General features: G+C 46.3%; 20 protein-coding genes and 1 pseudogene. 7 read left to right on the forward strand and 14 right to left on the reverse strand.

What is annotated here, in order from left to right; translation table 11 throughout:
* The 3 genes from CDO84_RS15620 to CDO84_RS15630 are packed head-to-tail and all read right to left on the reverse strand — an operon-like array spanning position 1 to position 3,718.
* Entirely contained in the window at positions 1–1,725 is a 1,725-nt protein-coding gene (locus CDO84_RS15620) for a nitroreductase family protein (protein ID WP_040081915.1), read from the reverse strand.
* Positions 1,722–2,387 carry a TOMM precursor leader peptide-binding protein gene (locus CDO84_RS15625; protein WP_014665274.1) on the reverse strand — a complete coding sequence of 222 codons (666 nt, stop codon included), beginning with the start codon at positions 2,385–2,387 and terminating at the stop codon, positions 1,722–1,724. Before CDO84_RS15625 ends, CDO84_RS15620 begins: the two co-directional genes overlap by 4 nt.
* Before the next feature lie 20 nt (positions 2,388–2,407).
* A complete protein-coding gene (locus tag CDO84_RS15630) occupies positions 2,408–3,718 on the reverse strand; it encodes a YcaO-like family protein (RefSeq protein ID WP_014665275.1) in 1,311 nt (436 codons plus the stop codon).
* A 294-nt stretch (positions 3,719–4,012) separates the two neighbouring features.
* Here CDO84_RS15630 and CDO84_RS15635 point away from each other — a divergent pair, with 294 nt between their 5' ends.
* The 4 genes from CDO84_RS15635 to CDO84_RS15650 all read left to right on the forward strand — a co-directional run bounded on the left by CDO84_RS15635 (position 4,013) and on the right by CDO84_RS15650 (position 6,409).
* Positions 4,013–4,273, forward strand: a complete 261-nt coding sequence (locus CDO84_RS15635; protein WP_231560771.1) for a winged helix-turn-helix domain-containing protein — start codon at positions 4,013–4,015, stop codon at positions 4,271–4,273.
* A 17-nt stretch (positions 4,274–4,290) separates the two neighbouring features.
* The gene (locus CDO84_RS15640; RefSeq protein ID WP_040081913.1) at positions 4,291–5,232 is read left to right on the forward strand and encodes an ABC transporter ATP-binding protein; all 942 of its coding nucleotides are present in this window, start codon (positions 4,291–4,293) and stop codon (positions 5,230–5,232) included.
* Complete coding sequence (locus CDO84_RS15645) at positions 5,229–5,981, forward strand: ABC transporter permease (protein ID WP_014665278.1); 753 nt, start codon at positions 5,229–5,231, stop codon at positions 5,979–5,981. The genes CDO84_RS15640 and CDO84_RS15645 overlap by 4 nt, the downstream gene beginning before the upstream one ends.
* A gap of 302 nt (positions 5,982–6,283) precedes the next feature.
* Positions 6,284–6,409: a YjcZ family sporulation protein gene (locus CDO84_RS15650; RefSeq protein WP_014665279.1), complete on the forward strand. Its 126-nt coding sequence runs from the start codon at positions 6,284–6,286 to the stop codon at positions 6,407–6,409.
* Positions 6,410–6,595: 186 nt separating this feature from the next.
* Here the strand turns inward: CDO84_RS15650 and pucE are convergent, their stop codons facing one another.
* The 7 genes from pucE to allC form a co-directional block, all read right to left on the reverse strand.
* The gene (gene pucE / locus CDO84_RS15655; protein ID WP_040081912.1) at positions 6,596–7,117 is read right to left on the reverse strand and encodes a xanthine dehydrogenase subunit E; all 522 of its coding nucleotides are present in this window, start codon (positions 7,115–7,117) and stop codon (positions 6,596–6,598) included.
* Positions 7,108–9,345: a xanthine dehydrogenase subunit D gene (gene pucD, locus CDO84_RS15660; RefSeq protein ID WP_040081911.1), complete on the reverse strand. Its 2,238-nt coding sequence runs from the start codon at positions 9,343–9,345 to the stop codon at positions 7,108–7,110. The genes pucE and pucD overlap by 10 nt, the downstream gene beginning before the upstream one ends.
* Positions 9,346–10,179 carry a xanthine dehydrogenase subunit C gene (gene pucC / locus CDO84_RS15665; RefSeq protein ID WP_040081910.1) on the reverse strand — a complete coding sequence of 278 codons (834 nt, stop codon included), beginning with the start codon at positions 10,177–10,179 and terminating at the stop codon, positions 9,346–9,348. It abuts the gene before it with no gap.
* Positions 10,176–10,793 carry a xanthine dehydrogenase accessory protein PucB gene (gene pucB / locus CDO84_RS15670; protein ID WP_014665283.1) on the reverse strand — a complete coding sequence of 206 codons (618 nt, stop codon included), beginning with the start codon at positions 10,791–10,793 and terminating at the stop codon, positions 10,176–10,178. The genes pucC and pucB overlap by 4 nt, the downstream gene beginning before the upstream one ends.
* Complete coding sequence (locus CDO84_RS15675; RefSeq protein ID WP_040081909.1) at positions 10,790–11,782, reverse strand: XdhC family protein; 993 nt, start codon at positions 11,780–11,782, stop codon at positions 10,790–10,792. The genes pucB and CDO84_RS15675 overlap by 4 nt, the downstream gene beginning before the upstream one ends.
* Before the next feature lie 227 nt (positions 11,783–12,009).
* Positions 12,010–13,260, reverse strand: a complete 1,251-nt coding sequence (pucG, locus tag CDO84_RS15680) for a (S)-ureidoglycine--glyoxylate transaminase (RefSeq protein WP_082032951.1) — start codon at positions 13,258–13,260, stop codon at positions 12,010–12,012.
* A 16-nt stretch (positions 13,261–13,276) separates the two neighbouring features.
* Complete coding sequence (allC, locus tag CDO84_RS15685) at positions 13,277–14,515, reverse strand: allantoate deiminase (protein WP_040081907.1); 1,239 nt, start codon at positions 14,513–14,515, stop codon at positions 13,277–13,279.
* Between the two features lie 233 nt (positions 14,516–14,748).
* Here allC and CDO84_RS21500 point away from each other — a divergent pair.
* Together CDO84_RS21500 and CDO84_RS15695 are read left to right on the forward strand one after the other, a co-directional pair.
* Positions 14,749–14,844, forward strand: a pseudogene (locus CDO84_RS21500) (hypothetical protein); the annotation flags it as partial.
* Positions 14,845–14,925: 81 nt separating this feature from the next.
* Positions 14,926–15,792: an endonuclease I family protein gene (locus CDO84_RS15695; RefSeq protein WP_040081905.1), complete on the forward strand. Its 867-nt coding sequence runs from the start codon at positions 14,926–14,928 to the stop codon at positions 15,790–15,792.
* A gap of 32 nt (positions 15,793–15,824) precedes the next feature.
* Here CDO84_RS15695 and CDO84_RS15700 read toward each other — a convergent pair whose 3' ends face one another.
* Positions 15,825–16,928 carry an ABC transporter ATP-binding protein gene (locus CDO84_RS15700; protein WP_040081904.1) on the reverse strand — a complete coding sequence of 368 codons (1,104 nt, stop codon included), beginning with the start codon at positions 16,926–16,928 and terminating at the stop codon, positions 15,825–15,827.
* Between the two features lie 180 nt (positions 16,929–17,108).
* Here CDO84_RS15700 and frlR point away from each other — a divergent pair, with 180 nt between their 5' ends.
* A complete protein-coding gene (gene frlR, locus CDO84_RS15705; protein WP_040081902.1) occupies positions 17,109–17,837 on the forward strand; it encodes a transcriptional regulator FrlR in 729 nt (242 codons plus the stop codon).
* Between the two features lie 24 nt (positions 17,838–17,861).
* On the opposite strand, the gene frlD is transcribed toward frlR, so the two are convergent.
* Genes frlD through CDO84_RS15720 form a run of 3 tightly spaced genes read right to left on the reverse strand, consistent with a single transcriptional unit; the run spans position 17,862 to position 20,514 of the window.
* Positions 17,862–18,716, reverse strand: coding sequence for a fructosamine kinase FrlD (frlD, locus tag CDO84_RS15710; RefSeq protein ID WP_040081901.1), 855 nt, complete (start codon positions 18,714–18,716; stop codon positions 17,862–17,864).
* A 13-nt stretch (positions 18,717–18,729) separates the two neighbouring features.
* Complete coding sequence (locus CDO84_RS15715) at positions 18,730–19,632, reverse strand: carbohydrate ABC transporter permease (protein WP_040081899.1); 903 nt, start codon at positions 19,630–19,632, stop codon at positions 18,730–18,732.
* 3 nt (positions 19,633–19,635) lie between these two features.
* Positions 19,636–20,514, reverse strand: a complete 879-nt coding sequence (locus CDO84_RS15720; protein ID WP_014665294.1) for a carbohydrate ABC transporter permease — start codon at positions 20,512–20,514, stop codon at positions 19,636–19,638.
* Positions 20,515–20,565: the final 51 nt, after the last annotated feature.

The following is a 20,565-nucleotide window of genomic DNA, read 5'->3' on the forward strand; positions in this document are numbered from 1 at the left end:
TCACCATCCGTCATCTAATCCGGCTAAAGCTATTACCGGTTCTTTTTTAGGATCGATTCCAAAACAGGATAAAAGCGCTTGCTCATTCCACTGATCAATTGTATTTACTTTTATCCCGAGACCTGCAGATACAGCTTGCATTTGTGATAGAGCGACCCCTCCATCTAAATGAATGACTTTATAAGCAAAACCATTGTATTTGCTGGCAACTCTTTCATAAGCCCCTGTCAAGAGAACAAGCGCCTTTGGAAGATTGTCTTCTTTTAGGCCTGTTATATCAGTTATTTTCTTCTTGATTTCTTCTATTGTTAATGATGGACCGACTTTTGCCAACGAGTGATCCAAGTACTGGTAAAAGTAGCAGTTAGGATCTAGCCCGTTTACCGACAGGGCAAGAATATAAATTTGGCAAGATCCCAAGTTGCCCCCGGTTGGCGCCCACCTCTGCACTTTTCCAGTTGCCTGGCCGCTGTCTGCGTCTCTTAACCCACCGCTAGTCAAACATAAGCGAGTTAACGCTTCCAGATTCAATTCCTCTCTTCCAGACATAGGCTGTATTCTGTTTTTCAGGAAACCGCCTTTTGGCTGCGGCAAAAGCTCTTCGGTCGGCAGCTCATATAAGGCAGCACTCGGATAGCTTTTTGCTTCATTTGTTAGTAACAAGTTTTTTGGGTTGTAATGGACTTGATGACTTTTAGGGTTAATCAAATGTTTTGATGGAAAGGCAATTGCATTTTCAAACTGCAATACAGGATGAAGCTCATTCTCGGAGTCGCCGGTGCAGCAACTGCCGTCCGGTCTTGGATGGACCTTTTTGCTGGTGCACGTCCAATCATCGAATCGGAATGTGAGATACTCTGTTCCGGTTGCAGAAGGAGCAAGCCTCGTAATGAAATAAACAATTTCAACCGCAGAATAATATTCCCACATTTCAATATGTTCAAGGCTTGGTTTGCCTTGGCCATCTTCTGATTCAACTGTTATTTGATAGTCTCGATAAGTGGCTGTTTCATTTTTTTCAAAATATGGCCCCAGAACACCGACATTTTCTGCTGCTCGTGTGAGTATCCATGGAATATTCTTTTCATCGCAGATATGATCCAATGACCTTAATTGTTTGTGGTTCAAAGGATTGGTGCAGAAGACAATCACAAGGTCGGCATGATCGATGTTCACTTCATCTGAGAGCCGTGCTGTTACAACATTTTCTCCTCCCATATATACAAGTTCCTCATGAAGGATCTTGCCATGCTCTGAATCAGTCAATAGCAGAATCTCAGCAGTTTTCAATTTATGTAATCCTTCTGCCGCACTTCTGTTTACTCTTGTCGAATCAGTACTTCGCTGAAAAAATTGGTAAACATCAGGCTCAAAACAGCTTGTATCTATCCCTTCATCACCTTCCGCATCATCAAGCAAACCGCGCATGAACAATAAAGAAAGAATGTTGCTGATGTCTCTTGGAGAATATTGGTCAAACTCCGCCATAATATCTTTAATGGTATACGAACCATTAAGAAATGGTATTAGATTTGGCAAAAAGCGCGTAACAGCATTTCCTTTCAGCACCTGCAAATGTTCTGTTCCATGAAATAACATAGAATCTTGATCCGGAATCATTTGAAGACTTGCGATTAAGCGCGGCTTTTTAGGCAATCGAAAATTCGGGTCAAAGTAAGCCGCATGGCCAACTTGCTCAGCTGACATGACTGATGCAGGTTTCATTTCGTAAGCACTTCCCCTCTTCTATGACTTAACAATGATTGAAGGTCTTCAGATAACTGTGCCACGCTGCGGTTTTCTTCAGAGCGTTTTAATCCACATCTCGGGCAGCCATGCACTGATATGGTTTGTGAACTGAAGGATTCTCTTGTCAGCATGTTTAATTGCCAAACTCGCCCAGATTGTGATTGCTCATTCTCGTCAATTGATTTTATAATTGTCGAAGCGAAAACGGCTGACCAGCCGGCAAAGCTGCGTAAAAATCCCTTTGGTCCCGCGTCTGGATGGCTATGATAATATGCATCTATTTTTTTGACATACTGAGGAACCGGTGAATGCTGTAAATAACGAGATTCAAAACAATGGTAGCATGTCCCTTCACCAGGTATAACAAGCGGGCCTATTCTGATATACGGATGATCCATAGTAATGGGAAGCCACGGTTCATTCCATTTAAAACAAAGCTGGTCGAGCTGTTTTGAAATAAAAGAAGATGATTTCCAAGAGGCAAAGATATGCAATCGAGCAGATGGAAAACGGTCTGACGGCAATAAGTAGAGCGGCTCGTTTAATGGCGTAATCACAATATGATCGATTTTTTTAGAAAGCTGCTGTGCGACTTCCCTGCCAAAGTCTCCTGTTGTCATGATATGAATGGGTTTCATTTATAAAATCTCCTTCCTTATTAAGCAAACGGCTGAGGCCAAGCATTAATTTCGCTCTCCGTTTTCACCGGATAACCCATCGCTTTTGTTGCTTCATAAAGACGCTGGTGCCCTAAAAAACGGCAGCGGTAACTGAAGGACAAAGGCTGAAGGCCGGGTATAATGACACGAACCACGCGCATATCAGCATGAATGGCTTCATCGGTTGTCAGATCAACTGCAAATGCCTCAAGTCCCTTTTCCTCAAGACGATTTAAAAGAAATTTTAAATTTTCTCCCGCATTTTCTTGCTCAAGGTTTGGTAATTCTGAAAGATTGGATTGATTCGGCGAATGTACTAGAAAATCATAGGCATGCAGCCTTTCAGCTTTCCCCATATAGGTCGCGCCGTGGAACACATTGTAGAAATCATCTATATCTTGCGGCGCAGGGCGCTCTGCCATCATGGCGATGCGTGAAGAAGCGGCTTCCCTCATAACTTTGTTTATTGCTTTATGAGGATTTAAATCAGTCGCACACATAATCAAGGCAGCCAGTTTTTTATTATCGGGTGTCAGCTGCAAGGAATAAATGGTTGGAATGCCTAAGTCCGTTGTACCATCGAACAGATATTGCTTGATATTTCCATTCTCGAATGTTTTATTTAAAAATTCAGTCATTTCTTGATCTGGCTTTTTATCAAAGATGATGTGAGGAAGAGGAAGTTCTTGATACCAAGTTAAAGAGATCGCGTCCCTTTCAATGACTTCACATATCGCATTTACAAGAGCTTGTTCATAAGAGGTATGTGCAGCACAGCCGGTCGAAATCGGAAGCCAAAAGCGCTCACCTTGGCTCATAGCCGGCAAATGCAAATAGGTCATGATGGCTGGAATCCATGTCTCTTCTTGTGTGTGAAGAGACATGCCCTTTACCCACCTCAACGGAGAATCTAATAATGGTTTATTTACCGGGCAGCGGGGATGAGATCGTTCAGTTTCTGAGCAGATGGGAATTTTTTTTAAATCTAAAGCTTTCGACCCTAATTCCTCAGCTGTTGCCCAAATAAACTGTTCCTCACTATACACACAGCTGGAATATCGTTCTAATGCTTCAGCAATCGCTTTAATTCGACTATCTTTTTCGTGAAGTGATCCTCCTGCACCATCCATATCTCCCGTCAACGACTTCCCCGGATTTAAGCTTGATATATGGGACAGAGACTGAGAAATATCTCCCGTAGATGCAACTTGAATTGGGAAATCAGGTTCACCCGGATAGGTCGGGAGGGAAGATACTCTGTTTATAAATCCTCCTAAAGGCTGTACTAGTTTTTCCAACGAATGAGCCATTCACGCACCTCCATTTTTTCAAAAAAACGTAAATTCTATGCTATGAATTTATTATATTAGATATATCAATCTGGATCTATGTCGAAAACCTTAATATACGTTAAGATTAATAATACTTTTTTCCTAATTTTATAAGTTTTGTCATTTTCATCTGAACTGAATTGTCTTTGCTCCCGTATATGCTAATGAAATCATACGTCTCAGTTGTCTTATCTAAAGGAGGAGATTCAGATTAATTACACAAAAAGAGAAATGCTTCTAATTGGCGATTGGTTATTAGACTCTGAACGTGAAATGCTGGTGAATGAAAATTCCACTATTCCCCTTTCCAGAATTCAATTTCGTTTGCTTCATTGTTTAGCTGTCAATAACGGCAGACCAGTATCCAAAGCCAAACTCATAAAATATGCGTGGGGAGAGGAAGGGTTCGCTACAAAGAATGCATTGTATGTATATATTAATCGGCTGAGACGACTAATCGAGAAAGATGTAAAACGTCCCAGGCATATCTTATGCCTGAGAAAAGAAGGCTACATTCTCTATCCAAAACATTAAAGGAGTGTGACAGTTACATGAAGTCCAGCTTACCTATCACCGTGCAAAATCTAAATAAGTCTTACGAGGATCATCAAGTCATAAAGGGAATTTCTTTTGATTTGAGAAAAGGGGAAGTTTTTGGGCTTTTAGGTCCGAACGGAGCGGGGAAAACAACAATCTTAGAATCTATCATCGGATTGCGCAAACCAAGCGGCGGCAAAGTTTCAGTGATGGGTTACAACCCATTGAAACAGCCTGAAAAAATCCGTCCATTTATTGGGGTTCAGCCTCAAGAAACCACTCTATTTCCTTATTTGAAAGTAGGAGAAACTTTGAAATTATTTTCTTCCTTATATAATAAATCAAGATCTCCTGAAGAAATATTAAAGCTAGTAGGTTTAGAAGACATGATGAACAAACCCACTCGCAAACTATCAGGGGGGCAAAGGAAAAGGCTGCTGATCAGCATTGCACTTATATCTGATCCTGATATTTTGTTTTTAGATGAACCGACCGCCTCTTTAGATCCTCATTCACGCCGGCAAATCTGGGATATTATCCAATCCCTTAAGGAAAATGGGAAAAGTGTTTTCTTAACAACACACTCAATGGAAGAAGCCTATACACAATGCGACCGTACTGCTATTTTAAATAACGGGAAGTTTGCCGCCCTCGGAACGCCGGTAGATTTAATACAAACCCATTGTCCTCAGCAGCGCTTGTTCCTAAAGTACACCGATCAGAAAAAAGTGGCTCAATTGAAAAATATTCCTGAAATAAAAAAATCTTCAATAAAAACACTGCCTATTGGCTACGAGCTTGAAATCGTGGCCGAACCCATTACCAAAAATGTAATTTCTTCGATTATCAAACAGATTGACGCAGAGTGGTCCAGCATCCGCATTGAACAGGGAACCTTGGAAGATGTTTTTCTTAAGCTTACGGGAAAGAAAATACGAGAGGGTGTTTTGGTATGATGAATAAACGTGCTTTTTCTGCGCTTCTATTCATGAATATAAAAGAACTGATTCGAAATCCTTTAACCTTTTTTATGGTTCTCGCCTTTCCGTTTCTATTCCTGATTATGTTTGGTGTTCTCTCCAGCTCTACGGGAGTCGGTACAGATTTATTTGAGTTTATCATTCCTGGCATTATTGTGATGGCATTCTTTACGCTTGCTATAAACGGAACTTCCACTCCTATCATACAAATGAGGGACCAGGGAACTTTGCGATTAATTGGTTTAACTGAAGCATCAAAGCTGACCTTTGTGCTTTCTCAAATATGCGCTCGTTTTGTTTTAGCAGCTTTTCAACTTGTTGCGCTGCTTAGTATCGCTTATTTCAATGGAATGTTACAAGCACAGAATATCCCTCAAATCATGCTTGTTTCACTTATCGGGCTTCTCATGCTGTTTGCACTTGGTTATACTGTGGGAAGCATGCGTCTCTCTATTGAAGCTGTAAATGGGCTTTCAGGTGGCATGCTGGCCCCTCTGCTAATCGTGTGCGGATTAATTATGCCGATGAACCTGCTTCCCTCTTGGCTTGAAACAGTATCGAAATTTATCCCTCTCACCTACTTTGGAGAACTTCTGCGTTATTATTTAAATGGAGACAATCCATCTCTTGGCGTGTTATTCAGCTATCTTATTTTAATCGCTTCAACTGCACTTCTGGCTTTTGCAGCTGTCCGTTTGTTTCGTTGGGATAATATCCGCGGATAACATCATAAAAAAATCAAGCCATCTCTTGCCGCATTCCCGCAAGCCTGCAGCCTAATCCAGCCATACCCAGGCCAACAGGGACAAATCCCCTGTTGGTCCTTCTTTATGATTTACTTTTTTTCCAAACAGAACGCAAACATCATCCCCCTGATATGCAGCATCATTTGAGTCTGTTTTAATAGTGTTTAATCTCTCTTACACCTTTAGACAAAATATTCATTTTTTCTTTTTTAGACTCAAATCTATGTCGAAAATGATCGTTTGGCATATCTTATTCTATCTCCACTAAAGGAGGTGACATTATGGGATTCTACAATTCTGGCGGAAACTCTGGTTATTCAAGCGGTCTCGGCAGCTCCTTCGCTTTAATCGTAGTGCTATTCATTTTGTTAATCATTGTTGGAGCTTCTTTCTTTAGCGGTTATTAAGTTTGACTTTGCCTATCCTCTGCGGTATCAGCACCTCCCTGTCCGGCAGACGCCATAAGAAGTTTTTATGGCGTCTTTGCTATGTGAAGCTGAAGCTATCAATTCTACAAAATGTACCGTATGTTTTCCCACACGCTGTCTGACCGCTTTTTCATAGTAAAATGTCAGGCTAAAAAAATCCGGCTTTTAAAAGCCGGACTCCCGTCTATCTCCGTTCAACTCTTCTCTAATCCTGCAAGCAGACCGCATAATCCCGCCATACCCGGTACACCGGCACAAATTCCCCGCCAGCCCCTCTTCTATGTCTTCCTCAGCCGGATGCGGGTTTTCCTCAAACAGCGCTTTAAGGGCAATCGTCATGCCCGGGGTGCAGTAGCCGCATTGGAAACCGCCTTCCTCTAAGAAAGCGGTTTGGCAGATATCCAGCTCTTCTTTTTGAAGCCCTTCGATGGTTGTGATGGAGTGTCCGTCTGCTTGATAGGCCATCGTCATGCACGCATTGGCCAGCCTTCCGTCGATTAGGATGGAGCACGCTCCGCAGCGGCCGATTCCACAGGACACCTTTGTCCCGGTCAGCTGAAATTCCTTTCTAAGCAGGTCACTTAGACGAGCCGCGGGAATGGCTGTCACCTCACGCTCCTGCCCATTTACGGTCATTCGAAATTTTTCCTTTTTTACAGGAAACGGCCCGGTCTCTTTTACGTCCATTGCTTCAGCCCCTTTCTGTCTATCGCTTCAAGCAGCTCTTCTCTTGAAATGGGCAGCTTATTTATCCAGCATCCGACCGCATCATGTATGGCCTTTACAATAGCTGGAGTGATGGCGATCGTTCCGATTTCGCCGACGCCGCGCGGACCGTGGGAATCGCCTTCCATCAGCTCTTCTATCGCGGTCAGCTTCATATCTGGAACATCCTTCACACCGGGAATGATATACTGGTCCAGATTCTCCGCCGCATAACGGCCGTCCGTCATTTTCGCTTCCTCCATTAGTGTATAGCCGAGTGCCATGGCAGCGCCGCCTTCAATTTGACCTCGATAACCCTGCGGACTGACAACCGGACCTGCCGCAATAGCATGCTCACAATCTATCACTTTGACATCGCCTGTTAACAGATCTACCTCCACCTCAACGGCAGCCGCTCCAAATGAGTAAAGAAAATGGCCGCCCACTACAGGATCAGGCGTTGTTGGAAATTCAAATGCCGTTTCCTCTGACAAAGGGCCTTTTTCAGCCAGCTCCTTATACGTCACTACGAGCGCCATTGTGTTTTTGTCACGCAATCCTGCAGCGCCGGGAATAAGGTTTTCTGCTGAACAGCCGCTCCATTCTGCCGCCCGTTTTTTCAACTGAGCTAGAAACGGCTTCTTCAAACGCTGGATCGCGTGCCACACCATGCTTGTGCCGCGGGATGCTGTGGAGGAGCCTGACTTCGGTACTTTTGCGGTATCCCCAATAACAATGGAAATATCCTCCGCGGCACAACCTAACTCCTCCATGACAATATGTTCAATCGCTGCTAGAATCCCCTGTCCGCATTCTTCAAATCCAAACGAAGCAGTGATTTTGCCTTCACTCGAAAGGGACAAACGGCCTCCCGCCGCATCCATTCGGCCATACCCCAGCCCTCCGCCGTGCATTGTGATTGCCGCTCCCGTGCCTCTTTGCAGATACCCGCATTTCCGGCTTGTTCTTGTAAGAATGGGAGATTTAGAAATAGTGTCCAGCACTTGCGCCGCTCCGTCAGTTGGTGCAATCCGATGCTCAAGCGGCCCCAAGTCATGCGGATTTCTGATATTTTTTCCTCTCAGCTCCAGCGGATCAATGCCGAGCATGCTGCTGAGACGATCTAGATGGGTTTCGAGTGCAAATGTGATTTGGTTGCCGCCAAAACCCCGAAATTCTCCAGCCACCCCGTTGTTCGTAAATACAGATATTCCTTCAGTCCGGATATTCGGAATACGGTACGGCCCCGCCGCGTGCTCGACAGAAAAGTCAAGAACTGCCGGTCCGAGCGTAGCATAAGCGCCTGTGTCCGCCACAATTTTCACGTCATGCGCCAATAGATTTCCTGCATGATCCGCACCCGTTTTTATCGTAATCTTCATCGGATGGCGCTTAATGCCAGAACGTACAGATTCCTTTCGTGTTTGATGAACTTTAACCGGGCGTCTGCTTTTCAAGGCCAAAAGTGCAGCATACGGCTGGATATTCAGTTCATCCTTCCCTCCGAATGAGCCGCCCATCGGACTTGACACAACCCTGATCTTCTCTTCAGGAATGTCAAAAATACGGGCAAGCTGGAATCGGTCTTTATAGCCGTGCTGCGTTCCTGCATACATCGTAAAGCCCCCATTATCCTCCGGAACGGCTACGCCTCCCTCCGTTTCCATATACGTATGCATCTGCCGCGGCAGCTCATAGGTTTCTTCAAGGACTGTGTCAGATGCTCGAAAACCCTGTTCCACATCACCGTTTGAAAAAAACGCGCGGTGCAGGATATTCCCGTCCTCGTGCAGTCTATGCGCGCCCGGCTGAAGCGCTTTTTCAGGTGAATCAATGACCTCCAGTTCTTTATACTCAACGCAAATCAGCTCCAGCGCAGCCTCCGCGATTTCCTCCGTTTCCGCAGCAACTGCGGCGATCGCATCTCCGACATGCCGCACCCTGTCCTCGCATAAAACCGGCTGATCAGGGATGACAATGCCAAATCGGTTTAAGCCGGGAACGTCTTTATGCGTGACGACGGCCCGCACGCCTTCCACTTTCTCAGCTTTCAACGTGCAAATCGACACAATCTCTGCATGAGGATAAGCACTTCTCAGCACTTTGCCATACAGCATTCCTGGAAAGCTGAGATCGGTCATATATTTCAGTTCCCCTGTGACCTTTTCCCTTCCATCCGGCCTGACTCTTGATGGTTTGTTGATGATCATTTATTCCCCTCCCTCAGCCATCAGCTCTGCCATGATGACGTTGGCAGCGGCTTTTTTTCTGTATGCCGCTGACATAAAATCATCTGCGGAAAACGGCAGCTCATGGATAAGTGTTTTGTACAGCTCATGCGGGTCCCCCCCTGGTGCCTTCCATTTCGCTTCGCTGTCCAATAATCTCTCAGGTGTGATATCGGCATGGCCAGCGGCGAGATGAATGCCGCCGTCTTTCAAAAAACGTCCGGCTGCAACAGCAACCGCTCCTGAAAAAGCCTGACGTCTCCCAAGCTTGCGGTAAAATACACACTCTCCCGCCACCCGCGGGACGATGACACGCGTAACGATAGCTGTTTTAAAGTCTCCATCCACGAGCCAAGCGCCTAGCGGCAGCCTGATCTGTTCCTTTTGATACACGATAAGCTCAGCATCAAGCACAAGCAAAAGCGGAATCAAATCACCGATTTTACTCGCTATGTTTCCGCCAATTGTTGCCTGGCTGCGGATTGCAGGTGCGGCGACAGCGGAAGCAGCCTCACTGAAGCAGCTAATTGCGCTCTTGATTAAAGGGTTCTTTCTGCATTCACTCAGTGTGGTCAGCGCCCCGATCGACACGTGGGTGCTATTGACGCTTATCCCTCGCATCTCGTCAATCCCTTCAAGGCTGACAAGGTGCTGTTTCGGCAAAATTCCTTTGTCCCACTGAAGCTGAAGCAGCGTGCTTCCCGATGCGGCACATACATCCGGAGCAAGCTGCTGCAAAAGCGAATAGGCCTCATAAAGCGCTGACGGCCTCCACAATTGAATATTCATCCTTTCTTTGGTCACTTGGCCGTTCAAGCCATCACCCTCCTTACCATGTCATATTCCTCCGGTGTATCAATATCCTCCAACTCACCGCTTCCCTTTGCCTCCAAAACCGCACCTGCTCCAAGCTTTCCGCTTTTCAGGAGCCTGCGAGCCCCTTCATCTCCCTTTAGCCCCTTTACATAAGGAAAACAAGCCGATGAGAAGTAGATTGGCGGGGTGAACGTCCCTAAAAATGATGACACGGCAAATGACTCAGGAGCCAGTGCCACAAGGGCATTGAGATGATCAACGGAAAGAAAAGGCTGGTCGGCTAACAAAATGACAACGCCGTCCGCCCCCATGCTTTCTGCTTTTCGCACCCCGCTGCTGATTGAATGCCCCTGACCCTTTTCCGCGTCTGGACAAACATGCAGGCTCCAGCGTTTTTGAAAAGGCGGTGCTTGATATGGCGATCCTATCCACTCAAGGGAGGCATGCTTTGTCCGCTCGACGACCAGCACATGATCAAGGCGGGACAACAGAGCAGTTTTCAAAGAAAGTGAGCCGATGGTTTCTTCTTTTAGCGGCAAAGCCAGCTTGTTTTGGCCCATTCTTTTGCTATTGCCGGCAGCGAGAAATACCCCAATCAGATAGGGGCTTCTCATACAACCGCCACCCGTTTTCTTGTTTGAATGATTTCTGCCACTACACTTACCGCAATTTCCTCGGGACCTTCTGCACCGATGTCCAGCCCGACCGGACTGTAAAAATGAGACGGAGGCTGTTTTCCGTTCAGCAGCCGTTTTGTACGATTTGCCGAACCCAACAGTCCAATATAATGGAGATTTTGAGAAAATAAGAAGTTGATGATCATTTGATCGTGCTGATAATGATGGGTTGCCACAACTGCTGCATCATGCGAAGAAAATTGGAATTCGCTGAGCATTTGTTCAGGAAAAGCGGTGATCAGCTGATCCGCTTTTGGAAAAAGAGAGGATGTGCAATAAGCGGGCCGCCAATCCGTCACGATAACAGAAAACCCTGTATCAGCCGCCAAATTGGCCAGCGGTACAGTATCCGGTCCCGCCCCGAACAGAATGAGACGCGGTTTCGGTTCAATTCGCTGAATAAACATGTTAGTTGGCGGATCGAAATGCGGTAAATGAAGCGTTGAAACAGTACGTTGAATATTTTGCAGAGGCGCGTCCGGCCAGTTCCCAAAATGCCCATTCTCCGTCAGAAATAAATAATGGGAGGATTCAATCTTTACAATAGAAGTGACAGCTTTGCCTGAATGAAGGAATTCCCTCACTTTTTCATAGTGGCGCCTTTTTCCCTGAGTGATTCGCTCCGCATGAACATGAATCATGCCGTTACACCCGGCTCCCATGCCCCAGGACAGATCGTCCTCCGCCCGCATGTCGTAGGGAATCAGCGCTGACGTGAGCTGATCGCCCAGCGCACTGATTCGTTGGCATAAATCTTCTTCCACGCACCCGCCGCTCAGCAAGCCAATCCGCTGGCCGTTTTTCTTAAAGAGCATAGAAGCGCCTGCTTTTCGATAAGCGGAGCCTTCAACCTGAACAATGGTCGCCAGCACAGCCTCCTCCTGTTCTTCCAGGAGTGCGTCTAACACCGTGTGGAAATTTCCCAATGCTGCATCCTCCTCTCAAAAATTGCTGTGAGAAACAACGAGTTCCGCGTGATTGTATGGGTAACTTGTATAAAGAATAGATGATGGAAGAGAAAATGACTCATGATTTGTCAGAAAATGAAACACATAGAAAGAGGATTTGTAAAAAGAGTCAAACGAAGAAAATCAAATTGGAGAAAACACGAAATGATAGCTTAAAAAGCTTGCGGAGGTCCGCAAGCTTTTCTTTACATCGCTGCCTGTCGGCCAGCGTTTTCATATACATCAAGCGCCGCTTGGAGCGCTTTTCCTGCTTCGATACCTGCATTATGTCTGAGAAGCACAGCCTCTAAACCGGCAAGCACGAATAACACATTTTCTTTTCTGCAGCTGTAGCCCATCGTGCCGATTCTCCAGATCTTCCCTGCGAGCGGGCCGAATGAGCTGGCGATTTCGATGCCGAATTGTTCGAGCAGCACTCGACGGACAGACTCGCCATCGATGCCGCCGGGAATTTCAACACAGGTGACAACAGGCATTTTGCAGCTTTCATCTCCAAACAATCTTAGCCCCATTGCCTTTATTCCTGCCGCTAATGCGGTTTCATGATATTGATGCCGCTCAAAACGGGCCTCAAGGCCTTCTTCAAGCACCAGCCTGATACCCTCACGCAAGGCGTACAGCATCGTTGTCGCTTCTGTATGATGATTGAGCCGTCTTTCGCTCCAATAATCCTCAAGCTGGCTCAAATCAAAGTAGTTGCTTGTAATTGGCCGATTTACCGAAAGTGCTGCCCTGTCAGCTTGTGTCGCAATCCCGCGCTCCACCTTTTTGCGGGCTGCAATCACGTCCGCCACCCGCTCATTATATGTAATCGGCGCCATTCCTGATGGCACAGACAAACATTTTTGCGTCCCGCCAATGGCAGCGTCAATCTTCCATTCATCGACTTTGACCTCACAGCCCCCGATCGTTGCGACTGCATCGACGATAAACAATGCATCCTCGGTGCGGCAGGCTTCACCGATCGCTTTCAGCGGGTGAATCCGTCCTGTCGATGTTTCTCCATGCACCATCGCCACAATTTTCGGCTTCACTTTTTTTATCTCCCGTATGATGTCCTCCGGGTCAAAAACCGTTCCCCATTCGCACTCAAGCGTATGAACATTAGCCCCATACCGCTCGGCGATTTCAGTCAGCAAGTAACCGAAACGGCCGTAAATGGGAATGAGCACATCATCTTCCGGCTCTATTACGCTAGCCAGCACTGCTTCAATACCCGCCCGTGAAGTGCCGTCAATCGGGTATGCCCAGCGGTTTTTTGTTTGGAACAGCTCCCGAAGCATCTCCATCGTTTCATTCATAATACCGGTAAACGCCGGATCAAATTGGCCGACAACCGGGGTGCTCATTACTCTTAATACACGCGGATCAACCTCAACAGGCCCCGGCGTCATAATCGTTCTTAACGGGGTGCATAATTCTCTTATGCCTGACACAGCCATTCCTCCTTTATCAGTAAGCCAGTTTGTGTAATAAATCAGTCAGTGCGCGGATGCCGATCTCAAGCTGTCTGGCTGGGGTATATTCCTTCGGCGAGTGGCTGATGCCGCCCCGGCTTGGCACAAACAGCATACAAGCAGGATAACGCCTTCCAATCATTTGCGCGTCATGCCCAGCTCCGCTCACCATTTCCTCACAGCTGATGCCGTTTTCTAATGCTGTTTCAAAAGCCGCAGCCTTCAGCCTTTCATCCATCGGCACAGGCTCTATCCGCATATATTCATCAATCACGGCGCGAATTCCTTTTTGATGGCAAATACCGTTGATCAAAGCAACCATGTCCTTATGAAACTGCTCCAGCACGTGCTGATGCTGATGGCGAATATCGATTGAAAACTGTACGCGGCCCGGTATGACATTGGCTACATTGGGCTCTGCCGTTATTTTTCCGCATGTCAGACGGAGCTCCTCCGGCTGCTCCTCCGACCGCAGCAGCAGCTCATGAATGATGCGGCTGCTGGCTGCGAGCGGGTCCTTGCGCCATTTCATGGAGGTGGTTCCCGCGTGATTGCATTCCCCTTCCAGCGTGACGAGATATCGCCTCTGCCCCGCAATACTTGTCACAATGCCGAGATCCCGGCCTGACATTTCCAACGTCTGCCCCTGTTCAATATGAAGCTCAACAAAAGCGCTGATATCTGTCCGATATGCTGGCTGAAACACGCCTTTGCCAAAACCGCTCTCATGCATCGCAGTTTGCAGCGAGACTCCTGATTCGTCTCTTGGCTCTGCTCCATCCTGTAATGAAAAAACACCCGTCATATTCCCTGATCCCCAATAGGTCAGTGGAAAACGGCTGCCTTCCTCCTCACATAAGGATACCGCTTCGAGTGTTTTTTTCGGCGCTCCATAGGCCTCTTTGAGCTGCTTTATCGCAAGCATTGCCGCCAAAACACCATAGGCGCCGTCGTATTTCCCGCCGTTGATGACAGTATCGATATGTGAACCGGTTACAATAACTTCATCCGGAGACTGGGTGCCCGAAAGCCTTCCAAACACATTCCCGACATCGTCGAATCTTGTCTCAAGCCCGAAAGAAGACATTTCTGTTTTCACGGCAAGCTGTGCGTCCATCCACTCTTTTGTGTATAAAAGCCTCGTTACGCCGCCGTCCGCGGACGCACCGTATTGGGCGAGCCATTCAATATAATCTGTGATGCTGTTTTTTACTGAAAGCTTTTGCTTTTCCATGTACTCCCCCCTCTGGCCGTTATAGTGACTTTATTATAGAAGGAGGAACATGATAGTTCATTGGCATATTAACCAAAAAAACGTTTATTTTTTGGTCACAGTATCTAGCAATCAGGTTCACCCTACCTGTCAGAAGTCAAAAGAAAACACGGTAAAGAAGAGAGCAAGCAAGAACGGAAGAGAGGGTCAAACTGCCTTTTATATGTACGAGCTAGGCTTGCGGGAGAGGCCGTAAAAACAGAAATGGCGACAGCTTGCAAAAACAGGACCTAAAGATATGGGAACAGGAGATTTCCGCCTCCTCCAAAGGAACCAATTTACAATTTTAATGAAAAATATACAAAATGACACTTCTATCCTTTATGTCAATTTTAGATAATAGACATGATCTGATAAAAGGAGGGCAAGTGATGACAAAAAAAGCATGGTTTCTGCCGCTCGTCTGTGTATTACTGATTTCCGGATGGTTTGCGCCGGCAGCTTCAGCAAGTGGGCAAACCGCATTAAACCTTAATGACCGATTGGCGTCTTCCCCTTCAGGAACAGGGAGTCTTCTCTCATTAGCCGCTCCCGCTGCACCCTATGCTGACACAGATACCTATTATGAAGGGGCTGAAGGCAAAACAGGAGACTCGCTAAAAAGCGCCCTGCACCGCATCATCAGCGGACACACGATGCTGACCTACAGCGAGGTGTGGAACGCGCTGAAAGAAACTGATGAAGACCCGGCTAATCGGAATAACGTCATCCTGCTCTATACGAATGAATCGCGGCCCAAAAACCTGAACGGCGGCAATGTCGGTGATTGGAACCGCGAGCACGTCTGGGCGAAATCCCATGGCGATTTTGGTACGAGCAAGGGACCTGGTACTGATATTCATCATTTGCGCCCGGCTGATGTCCAAGTTAACAGCGCCAGAGGAAACATGGATTTTGACAATGGCGGCACTGAATATGCAAAGGCACCCGGAAATTATTATGACGGCGATTCATGGGAGCCCCGTGATGATGTGAAAGGCGATGTTGCCCGCATGCTGTTTTACATGGCTGTCCGTTACGAGGGTGATGACGGCTACCCTGACCTTGAGCTTAATGATAAGACAGGCAATGGCTCAGCTCCTTATCATGGCAAACAATCTGTCCTGCTCGAGTGGAATAAGCAGGATCCGGTTGACGACCGTGAGCGGAAAAGAAATGAAATCATTTATGAGAAATATCAACACAACCGCAACCCATTTATCGATCACCCTGAATGGGCGGATGAGATTTGGCCGTAAGAAAAAGGTGCTCCTAAAAAGGAGCACCTTTCCTAATACACAGCCTCTTCTGTTTCCGCATCGAAAAAGACGACGTGATCCATTTTCACTGTGAGCTGGATTGAATCGCCTGCTGCGATTCGCGTGTTTCCATCCAGACGAACCGTCAGCCGCTCGCCCCCAGCCATGACATGCACAATGAGCTCTGAGCCCAGATTTTCATTCACTTCTACCTTTGCTTGAAACACTGAATCAAACACCTGTTTATTTCCTGTCATTTGTGTGATGTGCTCCGGCCGGACTCCGGCAATCATTTGCTCTCCGGCATATCCGTTTTCCTTTAGCCGCTTTGCTTTTTCTTCAGGAATATGAAGACGGATCGAAGGGTTTGTGAAAAACAGCTCGCCATGCTGCTGTTCTATAACGCCTTTTAAAAAGTTCATTCCGGGAGAGCCGATGAAGCCTGCGACAAACAGATTCGCCGGGTAATGATAAATGTCATGAGGTTTCGCCACTTGCTGGATTTCCCCTTCATTCATGACGACAATCCGATCTCCCATTGTCATTGCTTCGGTCTGGTCATGCGTGACATAAATGATCGTTGCCTCTAATCGCTGGTGCAGCTTGCTGATTTCTGTCCGCATCGTCACTCTTAGTTTTGCGTCCAGATTAGAAAGCGGCTCGTCCATTAAAAAGACCTTCGGCTCCCTTACAATCGACCTGCCAAGCGCCACCCTTTGCCGCTGCCCGCCGGAGAGCGCCTTTGGTTTTCTCTTCAGCAAATGTTCAATTTCTAAAATTCTGGCTGCCGCATGAACCCGCTCGGCAATTTCCTGCTTCGCCATCTTTCTGAGCTTTAATCCAAACGCCATATTATCAAAAACCGTCATATGCGGATAAAGCGCATAGTTTTGGAATACCATCGCAATATCACGTTCTTTTGGGGGAAGATCATTGACCCGCTTCCCATCAATGAGAAGATTTCCTTCAGAAATGCTTTCTAATCCAGCCACCATCCGCAGCGTTGTTGATTTTCCGCATCCTGACGGCCCCACCAGCACCAACAGCTCCTTATCCTTTACATCTAAATCAAAGTTCTTCACGGTTAATTGTGAGTGATATGATTTTTTGACGTGTTCGAATGTTAATGAAGCCATCAGAACATTCCCCCTATCTTTTGATCGTTATTTCGTCACTGGAAACAACTTGGTCTTTCTGTTATTTTTAGAGTAATCGATTCCCATTTTTGCTATATTTCTAAAATAAAAAATGTAAATTTGTATTATAACGTCATAATACATTATAATATAAATAATAGGTTAAAAGGAGGCTACCCTTTGTTAAACAACGGAAGTTCTACACCTTTATACATTCAGCTAAAACAAATCATCACTGATGACATCAAAAAGGGCGTGTATTCCCCAACCGCCAAGCTGCCTACCGAAAATGAGCTTTGCAGCAAGTATAACGTCAGCCGCATCACCGTCAGGAAAGCCATTCTCGATTTAGTCGAAGAAGGCTATCTCATCAGGCAGCAGGGAAAGGGAACGTTCGTTAAAAGCCCTAAATTAAAACGAGAGCTAATCGCTGTAAACGGCTACTCGGAATTTATGGAATCAACCGGCAAAAAACCGAAGCACCAAGTGCTGTCCCATGACATCATTCCAGCGCCAAAGCCCATCGCCGAAAAGCTTCAAATCCATCCCGAGAGCCCTGTCGTTGAATTAAAACGCATTCTGTATAACGATGACCAGCCTCTCACCTTTGAAGTGACACATTATCCGCTTGATTTGTTTCCCGGCATTGATACCTTTATTGCTGACGGTGTATCTATGCATGATATTTTGAAACAGCAATACAAAGTTGTACCCACGCACAATACGAAACTATTAAACGTTGTATATGCCCAGCAGGAGGAAAGCAAATACCTGGATTGTGATATCGGGGATGCGCTGTTTGAAATTGATAAAACCGCTTTTACATCAAACGACCAGCCAATCTATTGCTCTCTGTTTTTGATGCACACAAACCGTGTCACTTTTACCATCAACAGCCCCTACACATAACAGGCATAAAAAACGAGACACTGCTTATAGTATTCTCGTTTTTTCACTGCTTCCCCCGTCCTCCAAGCGATAAGGATAGCCATAGCCGAAAGCCCCGTACACACCGCATGTTTTCGCAGCCGTTTCGGCGGCCTGGCGCAAAGCGTACATTATATCCTGCTTCACGCAAAAGGCAGTCAAAAAGCCTGCTATAAAAGAATCTCCCGCTCCAAGTGTATCTATTATATCAGTTTCCACAATCGGCTGATGATAGATTCGATCACCCGCAGACAGGATTGCACCTTGACCCCCTCGAGTCATACAAACCATTTTGGCTCCGTACCCATGAGCTGTTTTGGCAAGCTCGCCGCATTCCGGCTCACTCAAATCGCTTCCTGAAAAAAACGCATATGTCACATAAGGACAGACCCTCCTCAAATAATCATCCTCCCGATTGGTTGAAAAATCAAATGAGACAGGGACAAGCCCGCACAGCTGCGGAAGATCGTTCTCAAGCCTGCTGTACACGCTCGTATGCAGCAGATCATGCCTGCTGATAAAAGATACATCTTTCTCCTGAAACGCGAGGCGAAGCCGAGACTGAATGCCGCCTTTATTTGATCTGACAAAAATACGGTCCCCCTGTTCATCAAGAGTGACAATCGCCATCCCGTTTTCTCCGTGCGCCTGGCGGATATAATCTGCATTGACCTGCTCCTGCTTGAGAACGTTCAACAGATGTGCCGCGGCTTCGTCATTGCCGACGATTCCGATATAAGAAGACTCATGCCCGAGCCGCTTGGCAAGCACAGCAACGTTTAAGGCATTTCCTCCCGGGTAAAATGTTTCTTGATCCTGGTAGTAATCGACAACATTATCTCCAACCGCAATCAATTTCATTTCGCTTCCTCCTTCATCCTTTTACACTTCCGCTTGCAATCCCGCGGACAAAATACTTCTGCATCAATAAAAATAAAATAATAATCGGCGCGGCTGAAATCGTTAACCCGGCCAGCAGGACGCCCCAATCCGTCTGAAGCGCGTCTCTGAACTGCATCAGCCCAGCTGGAATGGTCCGCAAATTCTCATCATCTATGAAAATAATCGCAAACATAAACTCATTCCACGTATGGTAAGCCGTCAAAATGCCGGATGTCACCAAAATCGGCACACTCATTGGTAAGAAAATTCTGAAAAATACTCCGAAACTTGTACATCCATCTAAATAAGCCGCCTCCTCTAATTCTTTGGAAATAGAAAGAAAATAAGAGCGGATCAATATGATGGTGAATGGGATCCGGTAAGCCGCGTACGGCAGGATTAATGCCCAATACGTATTGTACAGGCCCAGCGACTGAATAATAGAATAAAGCGGCACAAGACTGACCTGCGGCGTCAGCATCAAACCGCCAAGACAAAGCACCAAAAAGAATCCTTTTCCTTTGAATTCAAACCGGGAAAGGCCGTACGCCGCCCATGCACTGATAAAGACAGTGATCACACACGTCAGCACCGTAACGATGACGCTGTTCATAAAATAAGAAGAAATCCCCTGGTTCCAGGCGGACACAAAGTTTTCCGGATGCCACGAAGACGGCAGCGACCAGCTGTGCTCAAAAATATCGTCAGAGTTTTTAAAGGCGCTCATCACCATCCATAGAAGCGGATAGGCAATCGCAATCAAATAAAGAAACAGAAAAAACCACACAGACGTTTCTCCGATGTACCATTTTCGCCTAGTCTTTCTTTTGACCTCAATGTGCTGGTCAGGCACAGGCTCCAATCTGAACGAATCTGTCTTCTTCTGAGGCAGCATCTGTTACTCCTCCTTTCCGGTTTTAAAGAACTTCATTTGCATGAGCGACAATGCGAGCGTAATGATTAACACGACAGTGGCAATCGCTGAGGCGTAGCCCATCATATCCTTTGTAAAGGCACTTTTATATAAAAACGTGCTCAGGACTTCTGACGCGTTTCCCGGCCCGCCGCCTGTCAATATGTACGGCTCATTAAATACCGTAAAGGCCCCAGTCAGCGTCATGACCACCGCTACAAAAGACATCTCTTTCGTCTGTGGAATAGTAATATGAAAAAACTGCTGAATTTTACCCGCGCCGTCAAGCCGGGCCGCTTCATACAGTTCATCCGGTATTTTTTGGATCGACACGATGTACAGCATCGCAATATAACCGACAGATTGCCACTGGGACACAAAAATGACAGAAAGCATAGCTGTGCTGTCATCCCCGAGCCAGGCCCTCGTCAGCTGATCAAGACCGATAGCCTGAAGCAGCTGATTCAAAAGCCCTGTCTCCGGATTGTAAATAAAATCAAACAAAAGCGCGATCACCGTCATGGAGATGACAACCGGCAAAAAGAAAACGGTACGAAAAAACGGCGACCATTTTCTGACCAGCTTATCCTCAAGCACCGCCGCCAAAATCAAACCGCCAAATACCTGGCATACAATTGAGATCACTGCGTAAAGCACATTATTGGTAAGCGCCTGATAAAAGACAGGATCATGAAACAATTCAACATAGTTTTTCAAGCCGATAAACGTTTTTTCCGGAGAAAAAGAGCTCCACTGAAACAGGCTGAGGAAGACATTCTCAAAAATCGGGATATAAACGAAAAGTAAAAAAACGAGAGCGGGCACCAAAAACAAATAGGGGATTATTTTATTTTGATTGACCAAGGGTATCTCATCTCCTTTATAAAAAGAAAAGGTGCGAAGCTTCACCTTTTC

This window comes from Bacillus sp. MD-5 (genome assembly GCF_002201875.1).
Taxonomy (GTDB): Bacteria; Bacillota; Bacilli; order Bacillales; family Bacillaceae; genus Bacillus; species Bacillus stercoris.